This window comes from Brevibacterium permense (assembly GCF_013280495.1).
Classification (GTDB): Bacteria; Actinomycetota; Actinomycetes; order Actinomycetales; family Brevibacteriaceae; genus Brevibacterium; species Brevibacterium permense.
Genome location: NZ_JABSSX010000004.1, coordinates 193,056 through 213,897, shown reverse-complemented (window position 1 = coordinate 213,897; position 20,842 = coordinate 193,056). Strand labels below are relative to the sequence as shown.

Annotated in this window: 18 protein-coding genes; 13 read left to right on the top strand and 5 right to left on the bottom strand. The window is 64.8% G+C overall.

What is annotated here, in order from left to right:
* The first annotated feature begins 32 nt into the window (after window positions 1-32).
* The gene (locus HK353_RS08010; protein ID WP_173154969.1) at window positions 33-389 is read left to right on the top strand and encodes a VOC family protein; all 357 of its coding nucleotides are present in this window, start codon (window positions 33-35) and stop codon (window positions 387-389) included.
* A gap of 44 nt (window positions 390-433) precedes the next feature.
* Here the strand turns inward: HK353_RS08010 and HK353_RS08005 are convergent, their stop codons facing one another.
* Window positions 434-991 carry a dihydrofolate reductase family protein gene (locus tag HK353_RS08005; protein ID WP_173154966.1) on the bottom strand — a complete coding sequence of 186 codons (558 nt, stop codon included), beginning with the start codon at window positions 989-991 and terminating at the stop codon, window positions 434-436.
* A gap of 159 nt (window positions 992-1,150) precedes the next feature.
* Between HK353_RS08005 and HK353_RS08000 the strand changes: the two genes are divergently transcribed.
* Window positions 1,151-2,350 (top strand): M20 metallopeptidase family protein, encoded by a 1,200-nt coding sequence (locus tag HK353_RS08000; RefSeq protein ID WP_173154963.1) that lies wholly within the window; start codon window positions 1,151-1,153, stop codon window positions 2,348-2,350.
* A gap of 192 nt (window positions 2,351-2,542) precedes the next feature.
* Here the strand turns inward: HK353_RS08000 and HK353_RS07995 are convergent, their stop codons facing one another.
* Window positions 2,543-3,475, bottom strand: coding sequence for a LysR family transcriptional regulator (locus HK353_RS07995; RefSeq protein WP_173154960.1), 933 nt, complete (start codon window positions 3,473-3,475; stop codon window positions 2,543-2,545).
* A gap of 183 nt (window positions 3,476-3,658) precedes the next feature.
* Here HK353_RS07995 and HK353_RS07990 point away from each other — a divergent pair, with 183 nt between their 5' ends.
* The 5 genes from HK353_RS07990 to HK353_RS07970 all read left to right on the top strand — a co-directional run bounded on the left by HK353_RS07990 (window position 3,659) and on the right by HK353_RS07970 (window position 11,996).
* Window positions 3,659-4,957, top strand: coding sequence for an aromatic ring-hydroxylating oxygenase subunit alpha (locus HK353_RS07990; protein WP_173154958.1), 1,299 nt, complete (start codon window positions 3,659-3,661; stop codon window positions 4,955-4,957).
* Window positions 4,954-6,468 carry a flavin reductase family protein gene (locus HK353_RS07985; RefSeq protein WP_173154955.1) on the top strand — a complete coding sequence of 505 codons (1,515 nt, stop codon included), beginning with the start codon at window positions 4,954-4,956 and terminating at the stop codon, window positions 6,466-6,468. Before HK353_RS07990 ends, HK353_RS07985 begins: the two co-directional genes overlap by 4 nt.
* A gap of 69 nt (window positions 6,469-6,537) precedes the next feature.
* Window positions 6,538-9,174, top strand: a complete 2,637-nt coding sequence (locus HK353_RS07980; protein WP_173154952.1) for an FAD-dependent oxidoreductase — start codon at window positions 6,538-6,540, stop codon at window positions 9,172-9,174.
* A gap of 282 nt (window positions 9,175-9,456) precedes the next feature.
* Entirely contained in the window at window positions 9,457-10,794 is a 1,338-nt protein-coding gene (locus tag HK353_RS07975; RefSeq protein ID WP_173154949.1) for an MFS transporter, read from the top strand.
* 137 nt (window positions 10,795-10,931) lie between these two features.
* The gene (locus tag HK353_RS07970) at window positions 10,932-11,996 is read left to right on the top strand and encodes a zinc-binding dehydrogenase (protein WP_425350541.1); all 1,065 of its coding nucleotides are present in this window, start codon (window positions 10,932-10,934) and stop codon (window positions 11,994-11,996) included.
* A gap of 87 nt (window positions 11,997-12,083) precedes the next feature.
* On the opposite strand, the gene HK353_RS07965 is transcribed toward HK353_RS07970, so the two are convergent.
* On the bottom strand, window positions 12,084-12,782 hold the full coding sequence (locus HK353_RS07965; protein WP_173154943.1) for a YoaK family protein: 699 nt from the start codon (window positions 12,780-12,782) through the stop codon (window positions 12,084-12,086).
* A gap of 204 nt (window positions 12,783-12,986) precedes the next feature.
* Between HK353_RS07965 and HK353_RS07960 the strand changes: the two genes are divergently transcribed.
* The 3 genes from HK353_RS07960 to HK353_RS07950 all read left to right on the top strand — a co-directional run bounded on the left by HK353_RS07960 (window position 12,987) and on the right by HK353_RS07950 (window position 15,882).
* On the top strand, window positions 12,987-14,792 hold the full coding sequence (locus tag HK353_RS07960; RefSeq protein WP_173154940.1) for a gamma-glutamyltransferase family protein: 1,806 nt from the start codon (window positions 12,987-12,989) through the stop codon (window positions 14,790-14,792).
* Window positions 14,793-14,794: 2 nt separating this feature from the next.
* Window positions 14,795-15,484: a GntR family transcriptional regulator gene (locus HK353_RS07955; protein WP_173154937.1), complete on the top strand. Its 690-nt coding sequence runs from the start codon at window positions 14,795-14,797 to the stop codon at window positions 15,482-15,484.
* A gap of 188 nt (window positions 15,485-15,672) precedes the next feature.
* Window positions 15,673-15,882, top strand: a complete 210-nt coding sequence (locus HK353_RS07950) for a hypothetical protein (RefSeq protein ID WP_173154934.1) — start codon at window positions 15,673-15,675, stop codon at window positions 15,880-15,882.
* Between the two features lie 51 nt (window positions 15,883-15,933).
* On the opposite strand, the gene HK353_RS07945 is transcribed toward HK353_RS07950, so the two are convergent.
* Both HK353_RS07945 and HK353_RS07940 read right to left on the bottom strand, forming a co-directional pair.
* Window positions 15,934-16,431, bottom strand: coding sequence for an SRPBCC family protein (locus HK353_RS07945; RefSeq protein WP_173154931.1), 498 nt, complete (start codon window positions 16,429-16,431; stop codon window positions 15,934-15,936).
* A 1-nt stretch (window position 16,432) separates the two neighbouring features.
* Window positions 16,433-16,843: a metalloregulator ArsR/SmtB family transcription factor gene (locus tag HK353_RS07940; RefSeq protein WP_173154928.1), complete on the bottom strand. Its 411-nt coding sequence runs from the start codon at window positions 16,841-16,843 to the stop codon at window positions 16,433-16,435.
* 357 nt (window positions 16,844-17,200) lie between these two features.
* Here HK353_RS07940 and HK353_RS07935 point away from each other — a divergent pair, with 357 nt between their 5' ends.
* The 3 genes from HK353_RS07935 to HK353_RS07925 all read left to right on the top strand — a co-directional run bounded on the left by HK353_RS07935 (window position 17,201) and on the right by HK353_RS07925 (window position 20,560).
* Window positions 17,201-18,661, top strand: a complete 1,461-nt coding sequence (locus HK353_RS07935; RefSeq protein ID WP_173154926.1) for an APC family permease — start codon at window positions 17,201-17,203, stop codon at window positions 18,659-18,661.
* The gene (locus HK353_RS07930) at window positions 18,658-19,575 is read left to right on the top strand and encodes a universal stress protein (RefSeq protein WP_173154923.1); all 918 of its coding nucleotides are present in this window, start codon (window positions 18,658-18,660) and stop codon (window positions 19,573-19,575) included. Before HK353_RS07935 ends, HK353_RS07930 begins: the two co-directional genes overlap by 4 nt.
* 133 nt (window positions 19,576-19,708) lie before the next feature.
* Window positions 19,709-20,560 (top strand): fumarylacetoacetate hydrolase family protein, encoded by an 852-nt coding sequence (locus tag HK353_RS07925; protein WP_173154920.1) that lies wholly within the window; start codon window positions 19,709-19,711, stop codon window positions 20,558-20,560.
* Window positions 20,561-20,842: the final 282 nt, after the last annotated feature.

The window sequence follows — 20,842 nt, the reverse complement described above, 5'->3', positions numbered from 1 at the left end:
GTCCGTGCTATCCGCAGCGAAGGGAGTTGGCCGTGGAATCCACGTTTCGCGGGGTGTTCCTCACCTGCACCGACGCCGAGGCGACCGCCGCCTTCTATCGCGAGATCGCAGGGCTGCCGCTGACGACCGAGGGTGATGAGGAGTACACGTATTTCACTGCCGAGGCCGGGGGAGTGCAGGTGGCGCTGCACTCGGCTGAGGCGTTCGCCGACTACGCGTTCCCGCCCGTAGTCGGGTCGAATCTCACGCACCTGTACTTCCGGATTCCGGATCAGGCGGAGTTCCTCGAACGGATCAGACACGCGGGCACTCCGCTCGTGGCGGTCGACGATGTCGTCGTCACGGTCGAGGACCCCGATGGCCGGAAGGTCATGTTCGGCACGGCGTGAGGTGGGGCGGCGCGCTGCCACGCACGAGGCGAGCTCGCCGCCGGTCAGGCGCTCGGCTCGTAGGCCGAGTAGGTGATGCCGCTCGGGAAGGACTTCGCATCGATGAGCTTGAGGCGCGGCGGTCTGGCCGAGTGCGCTCCATCGTGGAAGTAACCGCGTCCGCGACCCTGCCACACCGGATAGGTGAACATCCGATACTCATCGACGAGTCCCTCCGCGATGAGTTCGTGCGCCAGTGTGATGCTGCCGGTGACGATGACGTCACGGCCCGGTGCTTCGCGCAGGTCAGCGACCGCGCGCAGCGGATCGGAGCTGATGATCTGCGTGTTCTGCCAACCCGGTTCGGTCAACGTCGATGACACGACGCATTTGTCGACCTGATTGAGGTGGTCCGCGACTCCGGTGGTGTCGTCGGTGGCGTTCGGCCAATAGCCGCGGAAGTCCTCGAAGGTCTGCCGACCGAGCAGCAGCACGTCCTCGTTCGCGGACTGCCGCATGAGTTCGGCCGAGAGCTCCTCGTCCTGGGCCTGCGGATCGAACCAGTCGTCGAGCATCTCAACACGACCGTCGAGGGTGATGTTCTGAGTGATGATGATGCGCACGCTCGGTCTCCTCGTTGAGTGACGTGGGTAATCAACGCTACTTGCCCGTGTCGACCAGCAACAAGGGTGCGCCGACCACCGGAGGGCATAGATTGGTAACAGCAGCCGACCGAAACCGGTCGAACCGAACCGCACGCCGCCCACACGATGAGGAGCCCCATGACCATCCCAGATTTCCGCACCGAAGCTCAGGGCCACCTCGGCGATCTCGTTTCCCTGCGACGCAAGCTGCACGCGAACCCCGAACTGGGATTCGACCTTCCCTTCACGCAGCAGGCGGTGCTCGATGAGCTGGCCGGGCTGGGACTTGAGATCACCACGGGGGAGTCGCTCACCTCGGTGGTGGCCGTCCTCAAGGGCGGGAGGCCCGGTCCCGCGGTGCTGCTGCGCGGGGACATGGACGCGCTGCCGGTCGTCGAGGACACCGGCCTGGACTTCGCGTCTGAGAACGGGAACATGCACGCGTGCGGGCATGATCTGCACACGGCGGGACTCGTCGGTGCCGCCCGCCTGCTCGCCGCTCACCGGGAGGAGATCCCCGGTTCGATCATCTTCATGTTCCAGCCCGCCGAGGAGGTCGAAGGCGGGGCCGAGCCGATGATCGCCGAAGGCGTGCTCGAGGCAGCCGGCGTCCCGGTCGTCGCGGCCTTCGGCATCCACGTCGAAGCCGACGTTCGAGGTCGCTTCACGACGAAAGGCGGGCCGCTCATGGCCGGGTTCGCCGACCTCAACCTGACAATCCACGGGGCCGGCGGACACAGCAGCCAACCGCAGGCGACCCGCGACCCCGTGCCGGCGCTCGCCGAGGTGGTGCTGGCCCTGAATACGATGACCGGTCGGTCCTTCGACATCTTCGATCCCGTCGTCGTCTCGGTCACCCAGCTCGAAGCCGCGCAGGCCAGCAACGTCGTCCCGGATTCGGCGAAGCTCACCGCTTCCGTCCGCTTCCTCTCCGCCGAATCTGTTGCCCTGCTGCAGGAGCGGGTGACGGAGATCGCCGAGAACATCGCCCGGGCTCACCGCTGCACCGCCGAGGTGGACTTCCAAGTGGGATTCCCCGTGACCGTGAACAACGCGTCCGAGTCGGCGGCCGTGCTCGAGCGCTTGGGATCGGTCTTCGGAGCCGAACGGGTCGTCGAGATGGAGCATCCGCGGATGGGGTCCGAGGACTTCTCCTACGTTCTGCAGAAGGTTCCGGGCACATTTGTGTTCCTCGGGGCGACGCCGGAAGGCATCGACCCGGACGCGGAGACGAACCACTCGCCCAGGGTGGTCTTCGACGACGGACTGCTCGGCGATCAGGCCGCGGCGCTCGCCCACCTGGCGTTCGCGCGGTTGGAAGATGAGGAGATGCGCTGAGACCTCTGGCACAAAGCAGAATGTCTTCTGCGGGTGGATCCACCGCGAAAATCCAGAGTGAATAGCGGTGGATCCACCCGCAGGTGACAAGTTGGGCGGCGGGGGACCCCGGTGACACAAATCGGTGGTCGCAAACGGATACCAAGGAGGTCCTGGAAGCTTCCGGTCGCGAGAGGATTTCGTCGGTGCGCCTCAGGAATCTTCGCGCAGTCGCGTCGAGAGGATGTACTGGGAAGTCGTGCGCAGGTGCTGCATCGATTCCCTGACCAGGGGAGACCTGCGGCTGCCCGTTCTCACGGCGGCGATGATCTTCCGGCTCGGCCGCCCCGTGCCGCTGAGTCGGATTCGGCGAACATTGGCCTCTCCTGCGAGGCTGGCCAGTCTCGGTAGGAGGCTGACTCCGACCCCCGCACCGACCAAGGCCGCCGAGGTCTCCCACTCGACGGCTTCATGGGCCACCGTCGGCGTCACGCCAGCCGCGGTGAACGCGGCGACGAACAGCGAGTGGTACGGCGATCCGGGCCCGGCGGTGATCCACTCCTCACCGGCGAGCTCGGCCAAGGCCACCGATTCGCGTTCGGCGACAGGGTGGTCGGCAGGCACCATGACGTCGAGTGGATCGTCGAGGAGGTCGATGCTCTCGAAGCGATCGTCCCCCTCGACCTGCACATTGCCCTGCATGGAAACGATGACCGCGAGGTCGATGCGTTCGGCGATGAGGAGTTCGAAGCAACGGGTCGGGGTCGCCTCGATGACGTGGACGTGGACCTCAGGGCGCGTCGTGCGCAGCTTCGCGGCTAAGGGCGCGAGGAGGTTCGACGAGGCGGTCGAGAAACCGCCGATGCCGAAGTGATTCGGGGCCTGTTCGCCGGCTCCGAGCGCGCCGGCCTTGATGTCCTCCCACTCGGCCGACAGGGCATCAGAGCGGCGCACGAGGTAGCGTCCCGTCGCGGTCAGCCGCAGCCCGCGTCCGTCCTTGACCAGCAGCGTCATTCCCAGGCTCTGCTGCAGCTCTCGCAGCTGGCCGGATACGGCAGACGGCGAGTATCCGGTGAGCTCCGCGGTGGCGGCGACGGTGCCACAGGCGGCGAAGGTTCGCAGGGTCGTGAGTCGAGGATCGAGCATGGTTCACATTATGCAGTTATTCCGCATGATATTGGACAAAATCTCGCGCTTTTCCTGCAAAGTCGAGATCGCTATCGTTGCTTACGTGATCGCGCTCACACGGCTCGGTCACTGCGGTGTACGACGCTGAGGTGTGTCGCCCGTCGTCCGGCCGCAATCGGCAGACATCCAGGGAGATGAGAATTGACCGCTACCAATCTGGCACCGACGAAGAAGGGCTTCCCTGCGGGCTTCAGCGAAGAGAAGCTTGACGAGATCCGCGTCCGACTCGACACCCGTCGGGTCGGCTTCTCGCTCGAGGCACCGTTCTACACCGATGACAACCTCTTCAACCTCGACATGCAGGCCATCTTCGGTCAGCATTGGGTCTTCGCGTGCAGCATCGCCGAGATCCCCGAGCCCGGTGACTATGTCACGCTCGACTACGGTCCGTACTCCCTCATCGTCCTGCGAGGCGACGACGGCGGCGTCAACGTCCTCCACAACGTCTGCCGCCACCGCGGGGCACGAGTCCTCACCGATGCGCAGGGAACGACGGGCAACCTCGTCTGCGGCTACCACTCGTGGACGTACTCTCCCGAGGGCGACCTCATCCACGCCGCGGCGCCGGGGGAGATGACCTTCGACAAGTCCTGCTACGCACTCAAACGCGCGCACGGGAAGATCGCCGCCGGACTCGTGTTCATCTGCCTGGCCGAAGAGCCGCCGACGGACTTCCACGAGACCGCGAAGATCTTCGAGCCCTATATCGCCCCTCATGAGCTGGCGAAGACGAAGGTCGCCTATCAGCAGAACATCGTCGAAGAGGGCAACTGGAAGCTCGTGATGGAGAACAACCGCGAGTGCTACCACTGCGGCGGCCACCCGGAGCTCGCGTGCTCGCTGTTCCCGACCTGGGGCCTGACCGACGAGACGATCCCACCGCACCTCGAAGACGTCTGGGACCGCAACCAGCAGGCGCAGGCCTCCCTCGAATACCGCTGCCGCCGCTACGGCCTGCCCTATGAGGTCGTCGAAGAACTCGACACCCGGGTCGGCGGCATCCGCATCTCCCGCGAATCGCTCGACGGGGCGGGGGAGTCCTTCTCGGCAGACGGACGCCGGCTGTCGAAGAAGCTGCTCGGCGACCTTCCGGACTTCCGCCTCGGTCGCTGCTCGATGCATCTGCAGCCGAACTCCTGGTTCCACCTCCTCGGCGATCACGTCATCACCTTCGCGGCATTCCCGATCAGTGCCTCGAAGACCCTCGTGCGCACCACTTGGCTCGTTGCCGACGACGCCGTCGAAGGCGTCGACTATGACCTTGCGACCCTCACTCACACATGGAAGCAGACCAACCTGCAGGACAAGGCCTTCGTCGAACTCTGCCAGCAGGGAGCGGCGAGTCCGTTCTATGAGCAGGGTCCGTACATGAAGAGCGAATACCAGGTCGAAGCCTTCATCAACTGGTACGTGCAGCGGACGCGGGAGCACGTCGGATGAGATCGTCCGCTGTGCCCGCGCTGCCGCTGGCCCAGCGGGTGCGCGGACTGGAGATGCCCTGGAACCGCGTGCTCTCTTCCGCCTCGGGGCCGGCCGGAGCCGCCACCGCGCTGGGTCCGTGGCACCCGCAGGAATTCGCCGCCGAATGTGTGGAGACCATCCCCGAGGCGGGAGGGATGATGGTCTTCGTCTTCCGTCGCATGGACGGGGCGCCCCTGGCGTTCCGGTCGGGGCAATACGTCAATATCGACTTCCCCATGGACGGACCGAATGCCGAGCCGGTGTCGCGCAGCTATTCGATCTCCTCGGCTCCGACCGAGCCGTGGACGTTCTCGATCACGATCAAACGCGACCCCAAGGGAAAGGTGTCGCCGTGGGCGCAGGACCACCTCCGCCCCGGGACCGTCCTCGACATGCTCGGCCCGGTCGGCGCCTTCCACCTCGCCGACTACGACCGGCGAGCACGGTTCCTGCTGCTCGCTGCCGGAGCCGGAATCACTCCACTGATGTCGATGGTCCGCACCGTCCACTCGCTGCCCGGCCAGGCCGATGTCGTCCTCCTCTACCACGGAGCCGCCCCCGACTCCTTCGCCTTCTCCGAGGAACTCGACTTCCTCGCGAACGTGGATTTCCGGATCAAGGTCATCTACTGCCTCGGCGATCGGGAATGCGGCGACGAATGGGAGGGACGCACGGGACGGCTCTCGACTGCACTGCTCGAGGAGCTCGTGCCCGACGCCAACGGTCGGCAGGTCTTCGCCTGCGGCCCGGAGGGATACCTCAACTCTGCGACCGAACTGCTGCGCGAAGTCGGTGTCGACGACACCTCGGTGTTCATGGAGTTCTTCTCCGGCGATCGTGTGATCCGTGCCGAATACGCCGAGGAAGTCGCCATCGCCGGCGAGATCGCAGAGGAGATCGCGGCGACGACCGAGGAGTACTTCGAATCTCAGCCGGCCGCGCTCGACATGTACGAACCCGACTACGACGCCGACGGCCCGATCGAAGCCGCAGGTGCCCCGACCGAAGCGGTCGACGCCGAGGCGGTCGTGCCCGTCGACGACGATGTCGAGATCGAGGTCGTCGGCGTCACCGATGAGAACCTCGCCGAGGCAGGGCTCGGATCTGCGTCCGACGCTGGGTCCGCGGTCCCGGCTGGGGATGGGTCGGCAGCCTCGGCGAGGGAGTCGGGCGACGATGAGGAAATCGCCGTCGTCGACCCGGCCGCACTGCCTACTGTGGGGCAGGGTGAGCACACGATGTCGTTCGTGCGCACCGGCCTCAACGTCTGCGTCGGGGAGGACGAAACCGTCCTTCAGGCCGCGCGGAAGGCAGGGGTGAAGATCCCCGCGAACTGTCAGGAGGGCATGTGCGGATCCTGCAAGGTCGTCAAGCTCGACGGCGACGTCGAGATGAACCATCTGGGCGGCATCCGCGCCAGAGAGATCGACGCTGGGAAGTTCCTGCCGTGCTGCTCGACGGCGAAGACCGACCTCGTCATCGACGCCTGAACCGCGGGTGAGGCCGCCACAACAGCTGCGAGAGCAGTCCCCACAATCGTTACCATTAAGGAGTACTCAGTGCCGAACTCATCACCACGAGTCGTCATCATCGGAGCCGGCATCGTCGGCGCCAACCTCGCCGACGAACTCGCGCAGCTGGGCTGGACCAACACCCTCGTCATCGAACAGGGCCCGCTGAACATCCCGGGCGGCTCGACCTCACACGCCCCGGGACTCGTCTTCTCCTCGAACGCGTCGAAGTCGATGACCGAATTCGCGCAGTACACGATCGAGAAGCTCACCTCGCTCAAGGACGCCGACGGGCGCGGATCGTTCCTGCCCGTCGGAGGCCTTGAGATCGCCACCACCGAGGATCGGCTGCAGGACCTGCACCGGCGGGCCGGTTGGAACCGCTCCTACGGCGTCGAAGCCGACGTCATCGACGCCGACGAGTGCGGCAAACTCTTCCCCATGCTCAACCGGGACATGGTCCACGGCGGTCTGCTCACCCCGGGTGACGGCCTCGCATTGGCGGCGAAGGGCACTCAGCTCGTCATCGATCGTGCCCGTGCCGCAGGGGTCGAATTCCGCGACCGCACCACGGTGACCGACATCGAAACCACCGGCGGTCGCGTCAGCGCTGTGATCTGCGGCGATGACCGGATTCCCGCCGATATCGTCGTCTCCTGCGCCGGATTCTGGGGACCGAAGATCGGTGAGATGGTCGGTACTCCGATCCCGCTGCTGCCGCTGGGCCACCAGTTCGCCTGGACCACCGAGGTGCCGTCTTTGGTGGGGAAGAACGAGTTGCCGGCCGGTGCACAGGCTCCGATCCTGCGCTACCAGGACAAGGACCTGTACTACCGCGAGTGGGGCGAGCGGATCGGCATCGGCTCCTACGCGCACCGACCCATGCCTGTCGACCTGGACACTCTGCAGACCTACTCGCCCGACGAGATCACCTCGGAGCGCATGCCCTCGAGCCTCGACTTCACTCCGGACGACTTCGCTGCCGAGTGGAAGGCGACGAAGGCGCTGCTGCCGGAGCTGGCGCAGACGCAGATCCAGCGGGGCTTCAACGGCATCTTCTCGTTCACCCCGGACGGCGGTTCGCTGGTCGGGCAGTCACGTCAGGTCGACGGGTTCTTCGTCGCCGAGGCGGTGTGGGTGACCCATGGCGCCGGCATCGCCCGCGCCGTGGCCGAGCTCATCGCCGAAGGGCGGTCGCAGACCGACCTGTCAGGAATCGACCTCAACCGCTTCGAGGATGTGCAGACATCGGCGGACTACGTCAGCGAGACCTCTCAGCAGAACTTCGTCGAGATCTACGACATCATCCATCCCCTGCAGCCACGGGTCTTCCCGCGTGACCTGCGCTCGAGCCCGTTCCGGAGGCAGCAGGAGGAACTCGGTGCGTTCTTCTTAGAGACCTCCGGCTGGGAGCGGCCGCACTGGTTCGATGCGAACGCCGCTCTGCTGTCGGAAATGCCGTCCGAGTGGGCGGCACCGGAACGAGACGCCTGGGCGAATCAGTTCCACTCGCCCATCGCCGCAGCCGAAGCGTGGAAGACGCGCACCTCGGTGGCGATGTTCGACATGACCCAGCTCAAACGCTTCGAAGTCACCGGCCCCGGTGCCGGCGAACTGCTGCACGGGATGACCACCTCGTCGATGCGGCGCTTGCCGGGAGCGGTCAGCTACACGCTGCTGCTCGACGAGGCCGGAGGCATCACGAGCGACATCACGGTCGCGATCCTCGACGAAGAGACCTACCAGGTGGGAGCGAACTCGAACATCGACCTCGCTTATGTTTCGCGGGCGGCCCGGCACCAGTCGGCGGCCGACCCCTCGAAGTGGGTGACAGTGCGGGAGACGACGCCGGGCACCTGCTGTATCGGCCTGTGGGGTCCGCTGGCCCGGGACGTCATTGCGAAGGTCACGGACGAGGACTTCAGTGATGCCGGGCTGAAGTACTTCCGTACCAAGCCCGCGGTCCTCGGGGGAGTGCCGGTGACGGCGATGCGCCTGTCCTATGTCGGCGAACTCGGCTGGGAAATCTACACCTCCGCGGATCTGGGATCGCGACTGTGGGACGTGCTGTGGGAGGCCGGTGAAGAATTCGGCATCATCGCCGGAGGCCGCGAAGCCTTCAACTCGATGCGCCTGGAGAAGGGGTTCAGGTCCTTCGGCACCGATATGACCAGCGAACACGAACCGGTTCAAGCCGGACTCGGATTCGCCGTGAAGGCCTCGAAGACCGACGACTTCACCGGCAAGGCCGCGCTGGAGTCGAGGGCCGCAGCCGCGACGACGAAGCTGACCTGCCTGACCCTTGATGTGCCGTCTGACGTCGTGCTCGGCAAGGAGCCGGTGTACGTGGTCGGTGGGTCGGGTGTCGCGGAGGGCGGGGCCGCCTCGGCGAGCTCGGACGGGTCGGGTGACGCGAACGGCGGAGCCGCCTCGGCGAAGTCGGACGGGTCTTCCGTGGACGGCTACGGTGACGGGGGTTCCGCGGGTCGAAGCGGAGCCGCGGACGGCTACGTCACCTCGGCGGCGTATGGATACTCCATCGGGAAGTCGATCGCCTACGCCTGGCTGCCGAACACTCTGTCGGTCGGTGACGCCGTGGAGATCGAATACCTCGGGCGCCGCCTGCCGGCCACAGTCACCGCCGAGCCGCTCTTCGACCCGGAGATGACGCGCCTCAAGGGGTGATGGCCGCGGGCGGTGAGTCGCTGCCGGAAGTCTTCGATAGACGGGTTGAGCGGGTCATCGACATCCGTGATCGCTGCAAACGTGTCGTGGAATCGGTGCACGCACCGGATCCTGGCATAAGCGAATAGCGACTCCCGAGTCGGGAAGCGGTGGCAGATCGAACCTGACGGTGCACCGAGTTCATGCGTCACATCGGCCTCTGTGGCGGCATGGCCGCGTCAGCCGACAGCGCTGATGGCCCGTGAGAGAATATTGTCCCGCGAATAGAACGCGCGTTTCGCGATGCTTGTCACGTCCTCTCGCTCCAGGTGTTCGGGACAGGTCTATGTGTGCTTCTCCGTCTACATCTCCGTAGCGTTCTTCCCCTCCGAGAGCCATGCGGTCTCAGTGATGCTGGCCTTGGGCACTTTCGCTCTGTCCTTCTTCATCCGCCCGGTCGGAGCAATCGTGCTCGGCAGCTTTGCTGACCGGAAGGGACGCAAACCAGCGCTGACGCTGACGATCTGGCTGATGTTCGCAGGCACCCTGATGATCGTTCTCATGCCACCGGCTCATGTCATCGGACTGGCTGCACCGCTGCTCGTACTGCTTGCCCGACTCGTTCAGGGGTTTGCCGCCGGAGGAGAATTCGGTTCGGCAACCTCGCTCATGGTCGAACACCTGCCCGATCGCCGAGGGTTCGCTGCAAGCTGGCAGTTCACCTCGCAGGCGATGTCGACAATTCTCGCCTCCGTCATCGGTGTGGCCGTGACGACGACGCTGACTCAAGAGCAACTCGAGACCTGGGGCTTCCGGCGGCCATTCATCGTCGGACTCCTCGTCGGCCCGGTCGGACTCTACATGCGTCGGCATGTTCCCGAATCTCCCGAGTTTGCCGCTGCCCAGGCAGAAACGCCGAAGGAAGCGGCGGCCATCGGAGGGGTGCTGCGGCATCATAAACTGGCGGTGCTGTTGGTGATCGGTGCGATCGCTGTATCGACCTGCCTCAACTACTTCATCACGTATGTGCCGACTTACGCTGTCGACAACCTCGGTATGAATAGCTCCGCAGGATTCTGGGCAACGCTTGTGTCCGGACTCGTGCTGTTCTTCTGCACACCGGTCGCCGGTTACTTCTGCGACAAGGTCGGACGGTTGACCTTCATGATTCCAGCGGCGCTCGCGGTCATGGTGCTCACGTGGGTTCTCTTCACCTGGGTCGTCGTTGCCAACGCGCTGTCAGTGCTCATCGTCGTGGTCGTCATCTTCTCGATCCTGAAAGCCGCCTATTACGGGCCGCTGGCCAGCGTCATGGGCGACATCTTCCCGACTGAGGTGCGAGGGACCGGGTTGTCACTGGGGTACAACGTCGGCGTTGCCATCTTCGGAGGACTGACCCCGCTGGTGGCGGCCTGGCTCATCGCCATCACCGGCGACGCAAAAGCCCCGGCTTACTGGGTGTTGCTTGCCGGAGCGCTGAGCGTGGGGGCGATCCTCGTGGTGTGGAAGAAGCTCGGCGTGCGCTTAGGCCGACCCTGCAGGATCTGGGGAGTTGTCTCGGCGAAGAGGGACAGAGGTGAGGGGGCCGGGTCCCTCAGCTGTTCGATCACCACTGCGGCGACGGCGACGCCTGTTCACTGATCGTCATGGGCAGATCTGCAGTATCCGAGAACCTGTTCTCAAATAGGAGTTTCCTGGATAGGGTCGTAGCCAGCGGCCGCATCGATGCAGGTCCGCAGCAGTTGCGGGCCGGACGCGGCCGCTGACAGAAGTCGACGATGGAGTTGAAGATGCGTGCAGCAGTAGTTCGAGAAATCGGCAGACCACTCAGCGTGGAAGATGTCGGAGACCCAAGTCCGGGGCCAGAGGATGTCGTGCTCAGGGTCGAGGCCTCCGGGATCTGCCGAAGTGACTGGCACGGATGGCAGGGCGATCAGCAGTGGTTGGGCGTCACGGTCGAAGTCCCCGCAGTGCTCGGCCACGAGTTCGGCGGTGAGATCGTCGAGGTCGGAGACAGTGTCGAAGGGTTCAGCGTCGGGCAGAAGGTCACTGCACCCTTCCACCACAGCTGCGGGCGGTGCCGGTACTGCCTGGCAGGACGGCCCAATATCTGTGAGAACGTTGTCGTCTACGGCTTCTCCGGGTCCGGCGGCAGCTATGGAGAGTACCTCCTGGTGAAGCAGGCGGATGCGAATCTCATCATGTTGCCTGACAACGTCAGCGCCAAGGCAGCCGCTGCCCTGGGCTGTCGATTCATGACGGGGTATCACGCCGTTGTCAGAGGCGGCATCGAGCCGGGCGACTGGGTGGCAATCCAGGGGGCAGGCGGTGTGGGGCTCTCGGCCATCCAGACCGCAGCGGCCGTCGGCGCGCGAGTCATCGCCGTCGATATCAGCGAAGACAAACTCGCCATGGCGAAGGACGTCGGTGCTTCACACGGAGTGAACTCGCGGGACGGGAACGTCGCAGGAGAGATCAGGGAAATCACAGGAGGCGGGTCCGACGTCGGCATCGATGCGCTCGGCATCCAGGAGACGATCACGAACTCCATTACGTCCCTGCGGAAGGGCGGGCGTCACGTCCAGGTCGGTCTCACCGGCTCCGAGGAGAAGGGCCTGGCGCAGATCCCCATCGATTTCGTCACTGCCGCAGAACTCGAGATCGTCGGCAGCTACGGAAACCCGCAGCCGAAGTACCCCGGCCTGCTCGGACTCGTCTCCCAGGGGCGACTGGACCCGGAGGCTCTCATCGAGCGTGAGGTCGGACTCGAGGACGTCAATGAGGTCTTCGAGAACATGTCGAACTTCGCGACGAAGGGTTTCAACATCATCACGCGATTCTGAGCGTCGGTCTGGGTCTCTCTGCCCTCAGCTCGACGGTGCAGTGGTCCCGGGGGGCGAGCTGCCCACGCCCGGCCTCCGATCAGGGGGTCACGCGGTGACGGTCTCGGCGGCCGCCTCGGCGCGGGTTCGTCTCTTCTTCTCGCCGACGTGGCCGATCACGGCTGCGGCGGCGATCATGACGGCGACGAGCGCGATGCCGATCCACTGATTGAGCATGAGCGTGGCGGCACCGGCTAGCGCGCCGATGAGGATGAGGACGACGGCCAGTGCCCGGCGGATCCGGCGGACGTTGTCACCGCCGACCAGGCTCGAATCGGCGGCGAGGCCGACGATCGTCGAGGTCACCACGACGGTGGTAACGTCGGCGATCTTCATCCTCCGTGCGGCCGCGGCCTGCGCACCCATGAGCGCGGACAGGGCCGAGGTGAAGATCGTGCCGGCAAGCCCGATCTCGGGGTCGGGGACGACGGCGACGTAGATGGACAGTGCGGCACAGCCGACGGCGACGCCGGAGAAGGTCAGGGTCGTCCGGTGGTGCCAATTCTCGCCGATGTCGCCGAGGATGCGACCCGACAGTGCCGCGCCGACCATGAAGAACACGAGTGCGAGGGCGGGGCGGAGGACGGGTACGCCGTCGGCGCCGGCGAGGCCCATGCCGAGGATGACGACGTTGCCGGTCATATTGCCGGTGAAGACCTTGTCGAAGCCGAGGTAGCCGATGGCGTCGACCATGCCGGTCGAGAAGGTCAGCAGCAGGAGCATGGCCAGGTCGAGGCGACGAGTCATGGTGTCCTTTCCGGGCGAGTGGAGCCGGCGGCAGTGCCGGAATGTCGCCATGAGAGGTAATTTGTATACAAAACTGTAATCAGGTGACGGTTGGCATGCAATCGAGGGGCAACCGGAATTGTCCGGGTATCGTCGTTATCGACAGCTGACCACGGCTTGCACGCCGAACCACGATCAGCTGACCACTGCCGAAGGACTTCGCTCATGACCTTTACACCGCCCCCAGCATTCACCACGCGCCCCACCCTCGAGGGGCATTTCGGGATGGCGGCATCGACGCACTGGTTGGCCACTGCAACATCGCAGGCGGTGCTCGAACGCGGCGGGAACGCCTTCGACGCCACCGTCGCCGGAGCCTTCGTCCTCCACGTCGTCGAACCCCACCTCAACGGACCCGGCGGCGATATGACCGGCATCTTCGCCACCGACGCCGAGCCTTCCCGACCACAGGTGATGATGGGCCAAGGGCCGGCCCCGGCTGCGGCGACGATCGAGCATTTCCGCGGCGAGGGCCTTGATATGGTTCCTGGCTCCGGGGCTCTCGCTGCCGCTGTTCCCGGAGCTGTCGATTCGTGGCTCAATCTGCTCGAACATCATGGGACGTGGGAGCTCGCAGACGTCCTCGACTTCGCCATCGACTATGCCGACAACGGGCATCCGATCCTCGCCAGGGCCGCAGGCACGATCGCGAAGGTCAGCGAACTGTTCACCGAGCACTGGCCGACCTCCGCTGAGCAATGGATGCCCGATGGCCGAGTCCCTGAACCAGGGGAGCTGGTGTTCAACCATGCCTACGCCGAGGTGCTGCGCAATCTCATCGCAGCCGGCGACGGTTGCGGTTCGCGAGAGGAGCGAATCCAAGCGGCCCGGAAGGAATGGTCGTCCGGTTTTGTCGCCGAGGCGATCGCCGACTTCGTCGCCGCTCCACACAGGCACTCGACCGGCGGCGACCATGCCGGAGTGCTGACCGCCACGGACATCGCTGGTTTCGCTGCGGGTTTCGAAGACCCCGTCACCATTGACTTCCGCGGATATCAGGTCGCGAAGATCGGTGCCTGGGGGCAGGGGCCGGTGCTCCTGCAGGCATTGAAGATCCTTGAGGGCCTCGACGACGAAAGACTGGACCCGTCGACCGAGATCGGAGCGCACACGATCCTCGAGGCACTCAAGCTGGCGATGGCCGACCGCGACACCTATTACGGCGATGCCGACGTCGATCTCGACTGGCTGCTCAGCGAGGACTACGCGGCCGACCGTCGGGACCTCATCACCGAGACGGCATCCCCCGAGTTCCGTCCCGGTGCCGGCCGCAACGGTGAGGCACCGGCTTTTACCACCCCGCTCATCCCCGAAGGAGCGGACAAGGAAGCCCTCATCAAGGCCGGGATCGGCGAACCGACCGTGCAGAAGAACGGCGTCAACAACGGCGACACTTGCCACCTCGACGTCGTCGATCGGTGGGGCAACATGATCTCTGCGACCCCGTCCGGAGGCTGGCTGCAGTCTTCGCCGACCGTCCCCGAGCTCGGATTCTGCCTCGGCACGCGGCTGCAGATGATGTGGCTCGACGAGGCTGCCCCGTCGGCACTGCGTCCGGGTCGGCGCCCGCGCACCACGCTGACACCGACGCTGATCTCCAAAGATGGGCAGCCGATTATCGCTCTTGGCTCACCCGGCGGTGACCAGCAGGAACAGTGGCAACTGCTGTTGATCCTACGCATGCTCGTCGGCGGATACGCCGCTCAGGAAGCCATCGACGCCCCTGCACTGCACACAACATCGTTGGCGGGCTCCTTCTGGCCGCGCACCTGGGTGCCGGGCGGAGCGGTCGTTGAGGACCGCCTCGGCGAGGGTGTCATCAGCGGACTCATCGCCCGCGGTCACAACGTGACCAGGGCGGGGGATTGGGAGCTCGGCAGGCTGTCGTGCGTGACTCGGGATCTGGCGACCGGGCGGCTGAGCGCAGGCGCGAATCCGCGCGGTGCGCAGGGCTACGCGGCAGGAAGGTGACGATGCCCGATTCGAATGATCGCAAGCGGGACGTCGGCGCTCAGATCCGCACCGACATCATCACGGGAAAGCTCGAGCCGGGAACCAAACTGCGGGAGGTCGCGCTGGCCGAACGGTACGAGGTGTCGCGGATCCCGATTCGGGAGGCTTTGCGTGCGCTCGAGGCGGACGGGCTCGTCGAGTCCCGGAAATACAGCGGATCGGTCGTCGCACCGTCACCGGTCGAGGACGCCGAAGATCTGTTCGAGATCCGCATCGTGCTCGAGTCGGCAACCGCGAAGCGTGCGGCGCGCAGGGTGGCAGAGCGCACTGCCGGACAGGACCCGGACCCTCGGTGGGCGGAAATCCGTGAAGAGATCGATGCCATCCTCGACGCCGGTGACGCCGTCATCGAGGCGGAACGCTATGAGGACCTCGCGGTGCTCAACATGCGCTTCCACTTCGCTGTCGCCGAGCTCAGCGGCAGCTTGTCGTTCATCAGCCTCCTTCGCCAGATCTCGGGCAAGATCGAATGGCTGTACTCGCTCAACCTCATGCGCCGGGGTCCACAGGCATGGCCGGAACATCGCGAGATCATCGCCGCCATCGATGCCGGTCAGGATGCCCTGGCCGCCGAAGTTATGGCCCGCCACGTGCGCCGCAGCCGGGATTCCTACTTCTCCACAATGTCCGAACGCCCCGGAACTACCTGACGGCGCCCCACCAACCCGGCGCCACGTTGATGGGACGCCGTCAGGTGTTTTGGGCGTGGGAAATCATCCTTTTACGGGAGAGACCGCGACTGGATCTCTGGCTATCGTTGAGTGGTCTCATCGTGGTTTTCGGCGGAATGCCTCAGCCAGAGGTGCGACGGACAAGACAACTCGATTCGCGATCCAGGTTGGTGATCATCACGGTGCAGGAGTCTGCCCATCGTTCAATTCTGCTCACAAGTCTGAGCTACCCGCTCTTCGTCGCGGGACTCATCCTGTTGGTCCTGGCGGTCGAGGCCCCGGGTGCAGCCCTGCTGGGCTCCGGCGTCTTTCTCATCGGCATCAACGAGCTGTGCCTGTACATTGCCAGGTCGTCCGACCCCGCCCGAACTACCTGACGGCGGCCCAGCAACCTCGCGCCAGGCTGCTGGGACGCCGTCAGGTAGCAATTAGGGGTGGTCTAGGAGGCGGTCGAGTTTGTTGTAGCCCTCGACGATGCCGTGCTCCATGCCCGAGGCGACCATGCCGTCGCGGGATTCGAGCGAGTCGAAGATCGAAGTCGACATCAGCCGTGTCCGCCCGTCGCCGAGGTCAGTGAGCGTGAGGATCTCGAGGTTGACCGCGTCCGGGAATCCCTCAAAGGTGAAGGTCTGGACGATGCGCTCGTTCTCCCGCACCTCGTGGAACGATCCGAAGAACGCGTACTCCCCGCGATCGTCGTTCGAGACATAGCTCCAGTTCCCGCCGGTCGTCGCATTCCATTCCCGAATCGTGTTCGTGATCGAGTCCGGTCCGCACCACTTCACGAACAGTTCAGGGTCGATGTGGGCCCGGAACACCTTGTCCGGTGAGGCCGCGAAATCGCGGGTGATCGAGACGGTCTGCACCCCCTCGGGGACGTCGAGCTTGAGAGTCGAATAGTCGGCTGCGGTGTCTGTGGTGGTCATGTCATGCTCCTTTGCGTGATCTTCTGTGGGGTGATGCGGCCTCGGATTCCTTCGCCGAGGCGGCGCTCGGGTCCGAGTCGTTCGCTTCCTCGTCCGCGTTCATCGCTTCGAGGACCGCGTCGAGGCGTTGGTAGCGTTCCTCTGCCTGCTGTTTGTATCTTTCGATCCATTTCGTCATCAGATCGAACACGTTGTCCTCGAGGTGGACCGGTCTGCGCTGGGCGTCACGGGTGCGGGAGACCAGTCCGGAGTCCTCGAGCACCTTGAGATGTTTCGATACGGCCTGCAGGCTGACGTCATAAGGTTCGGCGAGTTCGTTCACCGTCGAATCGGCGACGCTGAGCCTGGCCACGATGTCCCGCCTCGTCGGGTCGGCCAGAGCGGCGAAGACCTTGGACAGCTGATCGGCCACTGCGGCCTCCTGTGTATCGATATCGAAATCTCTATTCAACCTTTCGGTTGATGAAAAGCGTAGAACCGCCGAGGTGCCTTAGTCAACTGCGTGGTTGAATAAAGTTCAAATATTCTCGTCCGCCTCGCTCTAGGGCTACCCGACGGCGGCCCAGCAACCTGGCGCCAGGTATCTAGGCCGCCGTCGGGTAGCAATTACGAGGGGAGGGCGGCGGCGACCCGCACAAATCACAGGTCCGCGCGCTCAGCCGCGCACCGGCCCACGATTTCATCCCTTCGACGCCGCCGGAGTCGCGAACCTGAAGTACAGTCGAAGCGACGAGGTATACCGAGCCGACAATGATGTCTGGAGTAGACGATGCCCACCCTGCGACAGCAGCTGTTCCGGATCAAACCGGTTCCGCGGCAGAAGGAAGATGTCGAGACCGATCTCAAGCGCACCATCGGTCTGTTCTCGCTGACGATGGTCGGCGTCGGCTCAACCATCGGCACCGGCATCTTCTTCATCCTCTCCGAATCCGTTCCGGTGGCAGGTCCCGCCGTGATCTGGTCATTCGTCATCGCCGGTGCCGTCGCCGGCCTCGCGGTCATCTGCTACGCCGAGCTCGCGGGCTCCGTCCCCGTCTCCGGTTCCTCTTACTCCTATGCGTACGCGACCCTCGGCGAGCTGCCGGCGATGGGGGTGGCCGCGTGTCTCCTCCTCGAATACGGAGTCGCCGGTGCCGCCGTCGCCGTCGGTTGGTCGCAGTACGTCAACCAGCTGCTGTTCAATCTCTTCGGCTTCGAGATCCCGCATGCCTTGGCCTACGCACCGGAAGAAGGCGGAATCGTCAACCTGCCGGCCATCCTCCTGCTCGCGATGTGCTGCTTCCTCCTGGTCCGAGGCACCGGCGAATCCATCGTCGTCAACGCGATCATGGTGTGCCTGAAGATCGGCGTGCTCATCTTCTTCATCTGCGTCGGCGTGACCGGCTGGGACTCGAACAACTTCGCCGATTTCGCGCCCTTCGGCATCTCCGGAGTCGTCGCCGGCTCGGGTCTGATCTTCTTCAGCTACGTCGGCATGGACGCTGTCGCCACGGCCGGTGACGAGACGAAGAACCCGAAGAAGACGATGCCCCGGGCGCTCATCGCCGCGCTCATCATCGTCACGTCCGTCTACGTCCTCGTCGCCGTCGCCGCCCTGTCCGCCCAGCCCTGGGAGAAATTCGACGGACAGACCGCCGGCCTGTCGGCCATCCTCCAGAACATCGTCGGCTCACAGTGGCCCGGCACGGTCGTGGCCGCCGGTGCCGTGATCTCGATCTTCTCCGTAACCCTGGTCTCCATCTACGGCCAGTCCCGCATCCTGTTCACAATGGCCGGCGACGGAATGATGCCCAAACTCTTCCGCGAGGTCAATCCACGCACACTCACCCCGGTCAAAGGCACGATCGTCGTCTCCGCCGTCATCGCGGTCCTCGCCGGCTTCATCCCGTTGAACTTCCTCGCCGAGATGACCTCGATCGGCACCCTCGTCGCCTTCGTCGTCGTCTCCCTGGCCGTGATCATCCTGCGCGTGCGCGAACCGAACCTCGAACGCGGCTTCAAGGTCCCGTTCTACCCCGTCCTGCCGGTGCTCTCGATCATCGGCTGCTTCTGGATCATCTCGAGCCTGCAGGTCATCACGATCGTCGTATTCATCATCTGGACCGCCTTTATCCTTGGCCTGTACTTCATCTTCGGCCGCAAGTCCTCCGTCCTCGGCAAACAGCTCGCCGAGGCGGGGCCCACCAAACCCGAATCCCCCGAGCCGGACTCCACAGGAGGAGCCAAATGAGCATCGTCGTCGGTCTTGCCCCAGGTCAGGACAACCGCGCAGCCGTCGAGCTGGGCATCGTCCTCGCCCGCACCTATCGGCGCCGAATCGTTGCAACCGCCGTCGACTCCGCTGCGTTCCCGATGGCGCCCGTGCACTTCGAGAGCCAGTACGAGAACAGGTTCCGCACCGTCGCCGAGGCGGCCCTCGACGAGGCGCGAGCGCTCATTCCCAGCGATATCGAGTCCGAATGCGTCCTCCATTCCGCGCGGTCGTCTCGGCGCGGTTTGCTCGAGATGTGTGAGAAGACCGACGCCTATCGCCTCGTCGTCGGACCATCGTCGGAAGGGAAGCCGGGCAAGATCGCGCTCGGGTCGGTGTCGAACGGTCTGCTGCACAGCGCCAGGCTGCCGGTGGCCCTGGCCCCGGCCGGATTCGAAGCGCCTGCAGGGGCGCGGCTGGAGCGGATCACGGCCGCATATTCGGGGTCGTCCACCTCGGCGGATCTCATTCTTGGTGCTGCGATGGTTTCGGCGGAGTCGGACGTTCCGTTCCGCATCGCCTCGTTCGCTCCGCGTTCGCGCCTGGTCGCCTCGGCGAACGTGCCCTTCGACATGGAGTCACGCGTCATCGACGAATGGACGAAGACCGTCCAGCGGGATACGGACACGATCCTGTGCTCGATCGAGCAGCTGCACATCAAACCTGGTGAGACGGACGTCGTCGTGGGAACCGGCGCCGATTGGGCCGCGGCGCTCGGAGCTGTCGAGTGGAAGCATCCGGAAGTGATGATGCTCGGATCCTCCGGGCTGGGTGCGCTCAAGCGGGTCTCGCTCGGCAGCCATGCGATGCGGATTCTGCAGAACTCTCCCGTGCCGGTCGTCGTCGTACCCCGCCGCGCGAAAGCCGATTACCTCCGCCAGCAGACTGTGTGACGGTCGAACTCGGTGGGCGCTTCGACGCCCGCGGGTGTCCAATGCTTGAGCAATTCCAAATCAACGCTGGCAGTCTCGCTAGCCTGTCGGCAGGTGACAACGTTGTGGCCTGGAGCTAGTAGAGAGGATCCGTATGGAACTGCTGCGACTGGGACCGATCGGGCACGAGATTCCGGCAGTCCGTCACGAGGGAGTCTGCTTCGAGCTGCGTCCACTGTTCGATGACATCGACCCGAACTTCTTCGACGCCGACGGCATCGGACGCGTCCGAAGCGCGCTCGACGCTGGGGAACTCAAGCCGCTCGAAGGCGCCGACGACCTGCGCATCGGCGCCCCGCTGACCAGACCTTCGGCCATCGTATGCGTGGGCATGAACTATGCTGCGCACGCCCGAGAGACCGGAGCCGAACCTCCCGAGCGGCCCGTCATCTTCTTCAAGATGCCCTCGACCATCGCCGGGCCCAGCGATCCGATCGAACTGCCGCCGTATGCGACGAAAACCGATTGGGAGGTCGAACTCGGAGTGGTCATCGGATCACGGGCCTTCAGGGTCGCCTCGGCGGAGGAAGGACTCAATCACGTCGCCGGGTATGTGCTCGGCAACGATCTGTCCGAACGCCGACTGCAGATCGAGGAGTCCGGGGGTCAGTGGTCGAAGGGGAAGAATCTGCCCGGGTTCACCCCGCTCGGGCCGTGGATCCGCCCCGTCGCCGAGGTGGACCCTGGCAACCTGCGACTGCGCAGCTGGGTCAACGGCGAAGCCAGGCAGGATTCGTCGACGAGTGACCTCATCTTCTCCGTCGGCGAGATCATCTTCCAACTCAACCAGGCGATGGCCTTCGCGCCGGGCGACGTCATCCTCACCGGCACACCACAGGGAGTCGCGCTGTCGGGGCGGTACCCGTACCTGGCCGACGGCGACGTCGTCGAACTCGAGCTCGAGGGCCTCGGCCGACACCGTCAGGTCGTGACCGTCACGGAGTGAATGCACGAAGGCGCGCACCGATGACTGGTGCGCCGCTTGTGTTTGCGGATCGGCGCCTCATCGATGACGCCGGATCAGGTGAGGGCTGAGATCAGCGGTTCTCGTCGAATTCGCCCTGCTCATTGCCGAAGTCGTTCTGTCCGTTGTGGTTGTTGCGTGCTAAATCGTTCGATTCAACTCCTCATTCGATGACGAATCATCGCTGTCTGTGACTTGATTGCCAGTCTTCTGTACTCAGAGCGCGGGTGATAACTGAGGTTGAGAAATGGGATGAATACCAGC

Bases quoted from the DNA above. Each gene is read 5' to 3' on its own strand.
- HK353_RS07930 (WP_173154923.1), top strand. From the start codon at position 18,658: ATGAGCATCGTCGTCGGTCTTGCCCCAGGTCAGGACAACCGCGCAGCC.
- HK353_RS07960 (WP_173154940.1), top strand. From the start codon at position 12,987: ATGACCTTTACACCGCCCCCAGCATTCACCACGCGCCCCACCCTCGAG.
- HK353_RS07965 (WP_173154943.1), bottom strand. From the start codon at position 12,782: ATGACTCGTCGCCTCGACCTGGCCATGCTCCTGCTGCTGACCTTCTCG.
- HK353_RS07945 (WP_173154931.1), bottom strand. From the start codon at position 16,431: ATGACCACCACAGACACCGCAGCCGACTATTCGACTCTCAAGCTCGAC.
- HK353_RS07925 (WP_173154920.1), top strand. From the start codon at position 19,709: ATGGAACTGCTGCGACTGGGACCGATCGGGCACGAGATTCCGGCAGTC.
- HK353_RS07985 (WP_173154955.1), top strand. From the start codon at position 4,954: ATGAGATCGTCCGCTGTGCCCGCGCTGCCGCTGGCCCAGCGGGTGCGC.
- HK353_RS07970 (WP_425350541.1), top strand. From the start codon at position 10,932: ATGGAGTTGAAGATGCGTGCAGCAGTAGTTCGAGAAATCGGCAGACCA.
- HK353_RS07935 (WP_173154926.1), top strand. From the start codon at position 17,201: ATGCCCACCCTGCGACAGCAGCTGTTCCGGATCAAACCGGTTCCGCGG.
- HK353_RS08000 (WP_173154963.1), top strand. From the start codon at position 1,151: ATGACCATCCCAGATTTCCGCACCGAAGCTCAGGGCCACCTCGGCGAT.
- HK353_RS07955 (WP_173154937.1), top strand. From the start codon at position 14,795: ATGCCCGATTCGAATGATCGCAAGCGGGACGTCGGCGCTCAGATCCGC.
- HK353_RS07975 (WP_173154949.1), top strand. From the start codon at position 9,457: ATGCTTGTCACGTCCTCTCGCTCCAGGTGTTCGGGACAGGTCTATGTG.
- HK353_RS07995 (WP_173154960.1), bottom strand. From the start codon at position 3,475: ATGCTCGATCCTCGACTCACGACCCTGCGAACCTTCGCCGCCTGTGGC.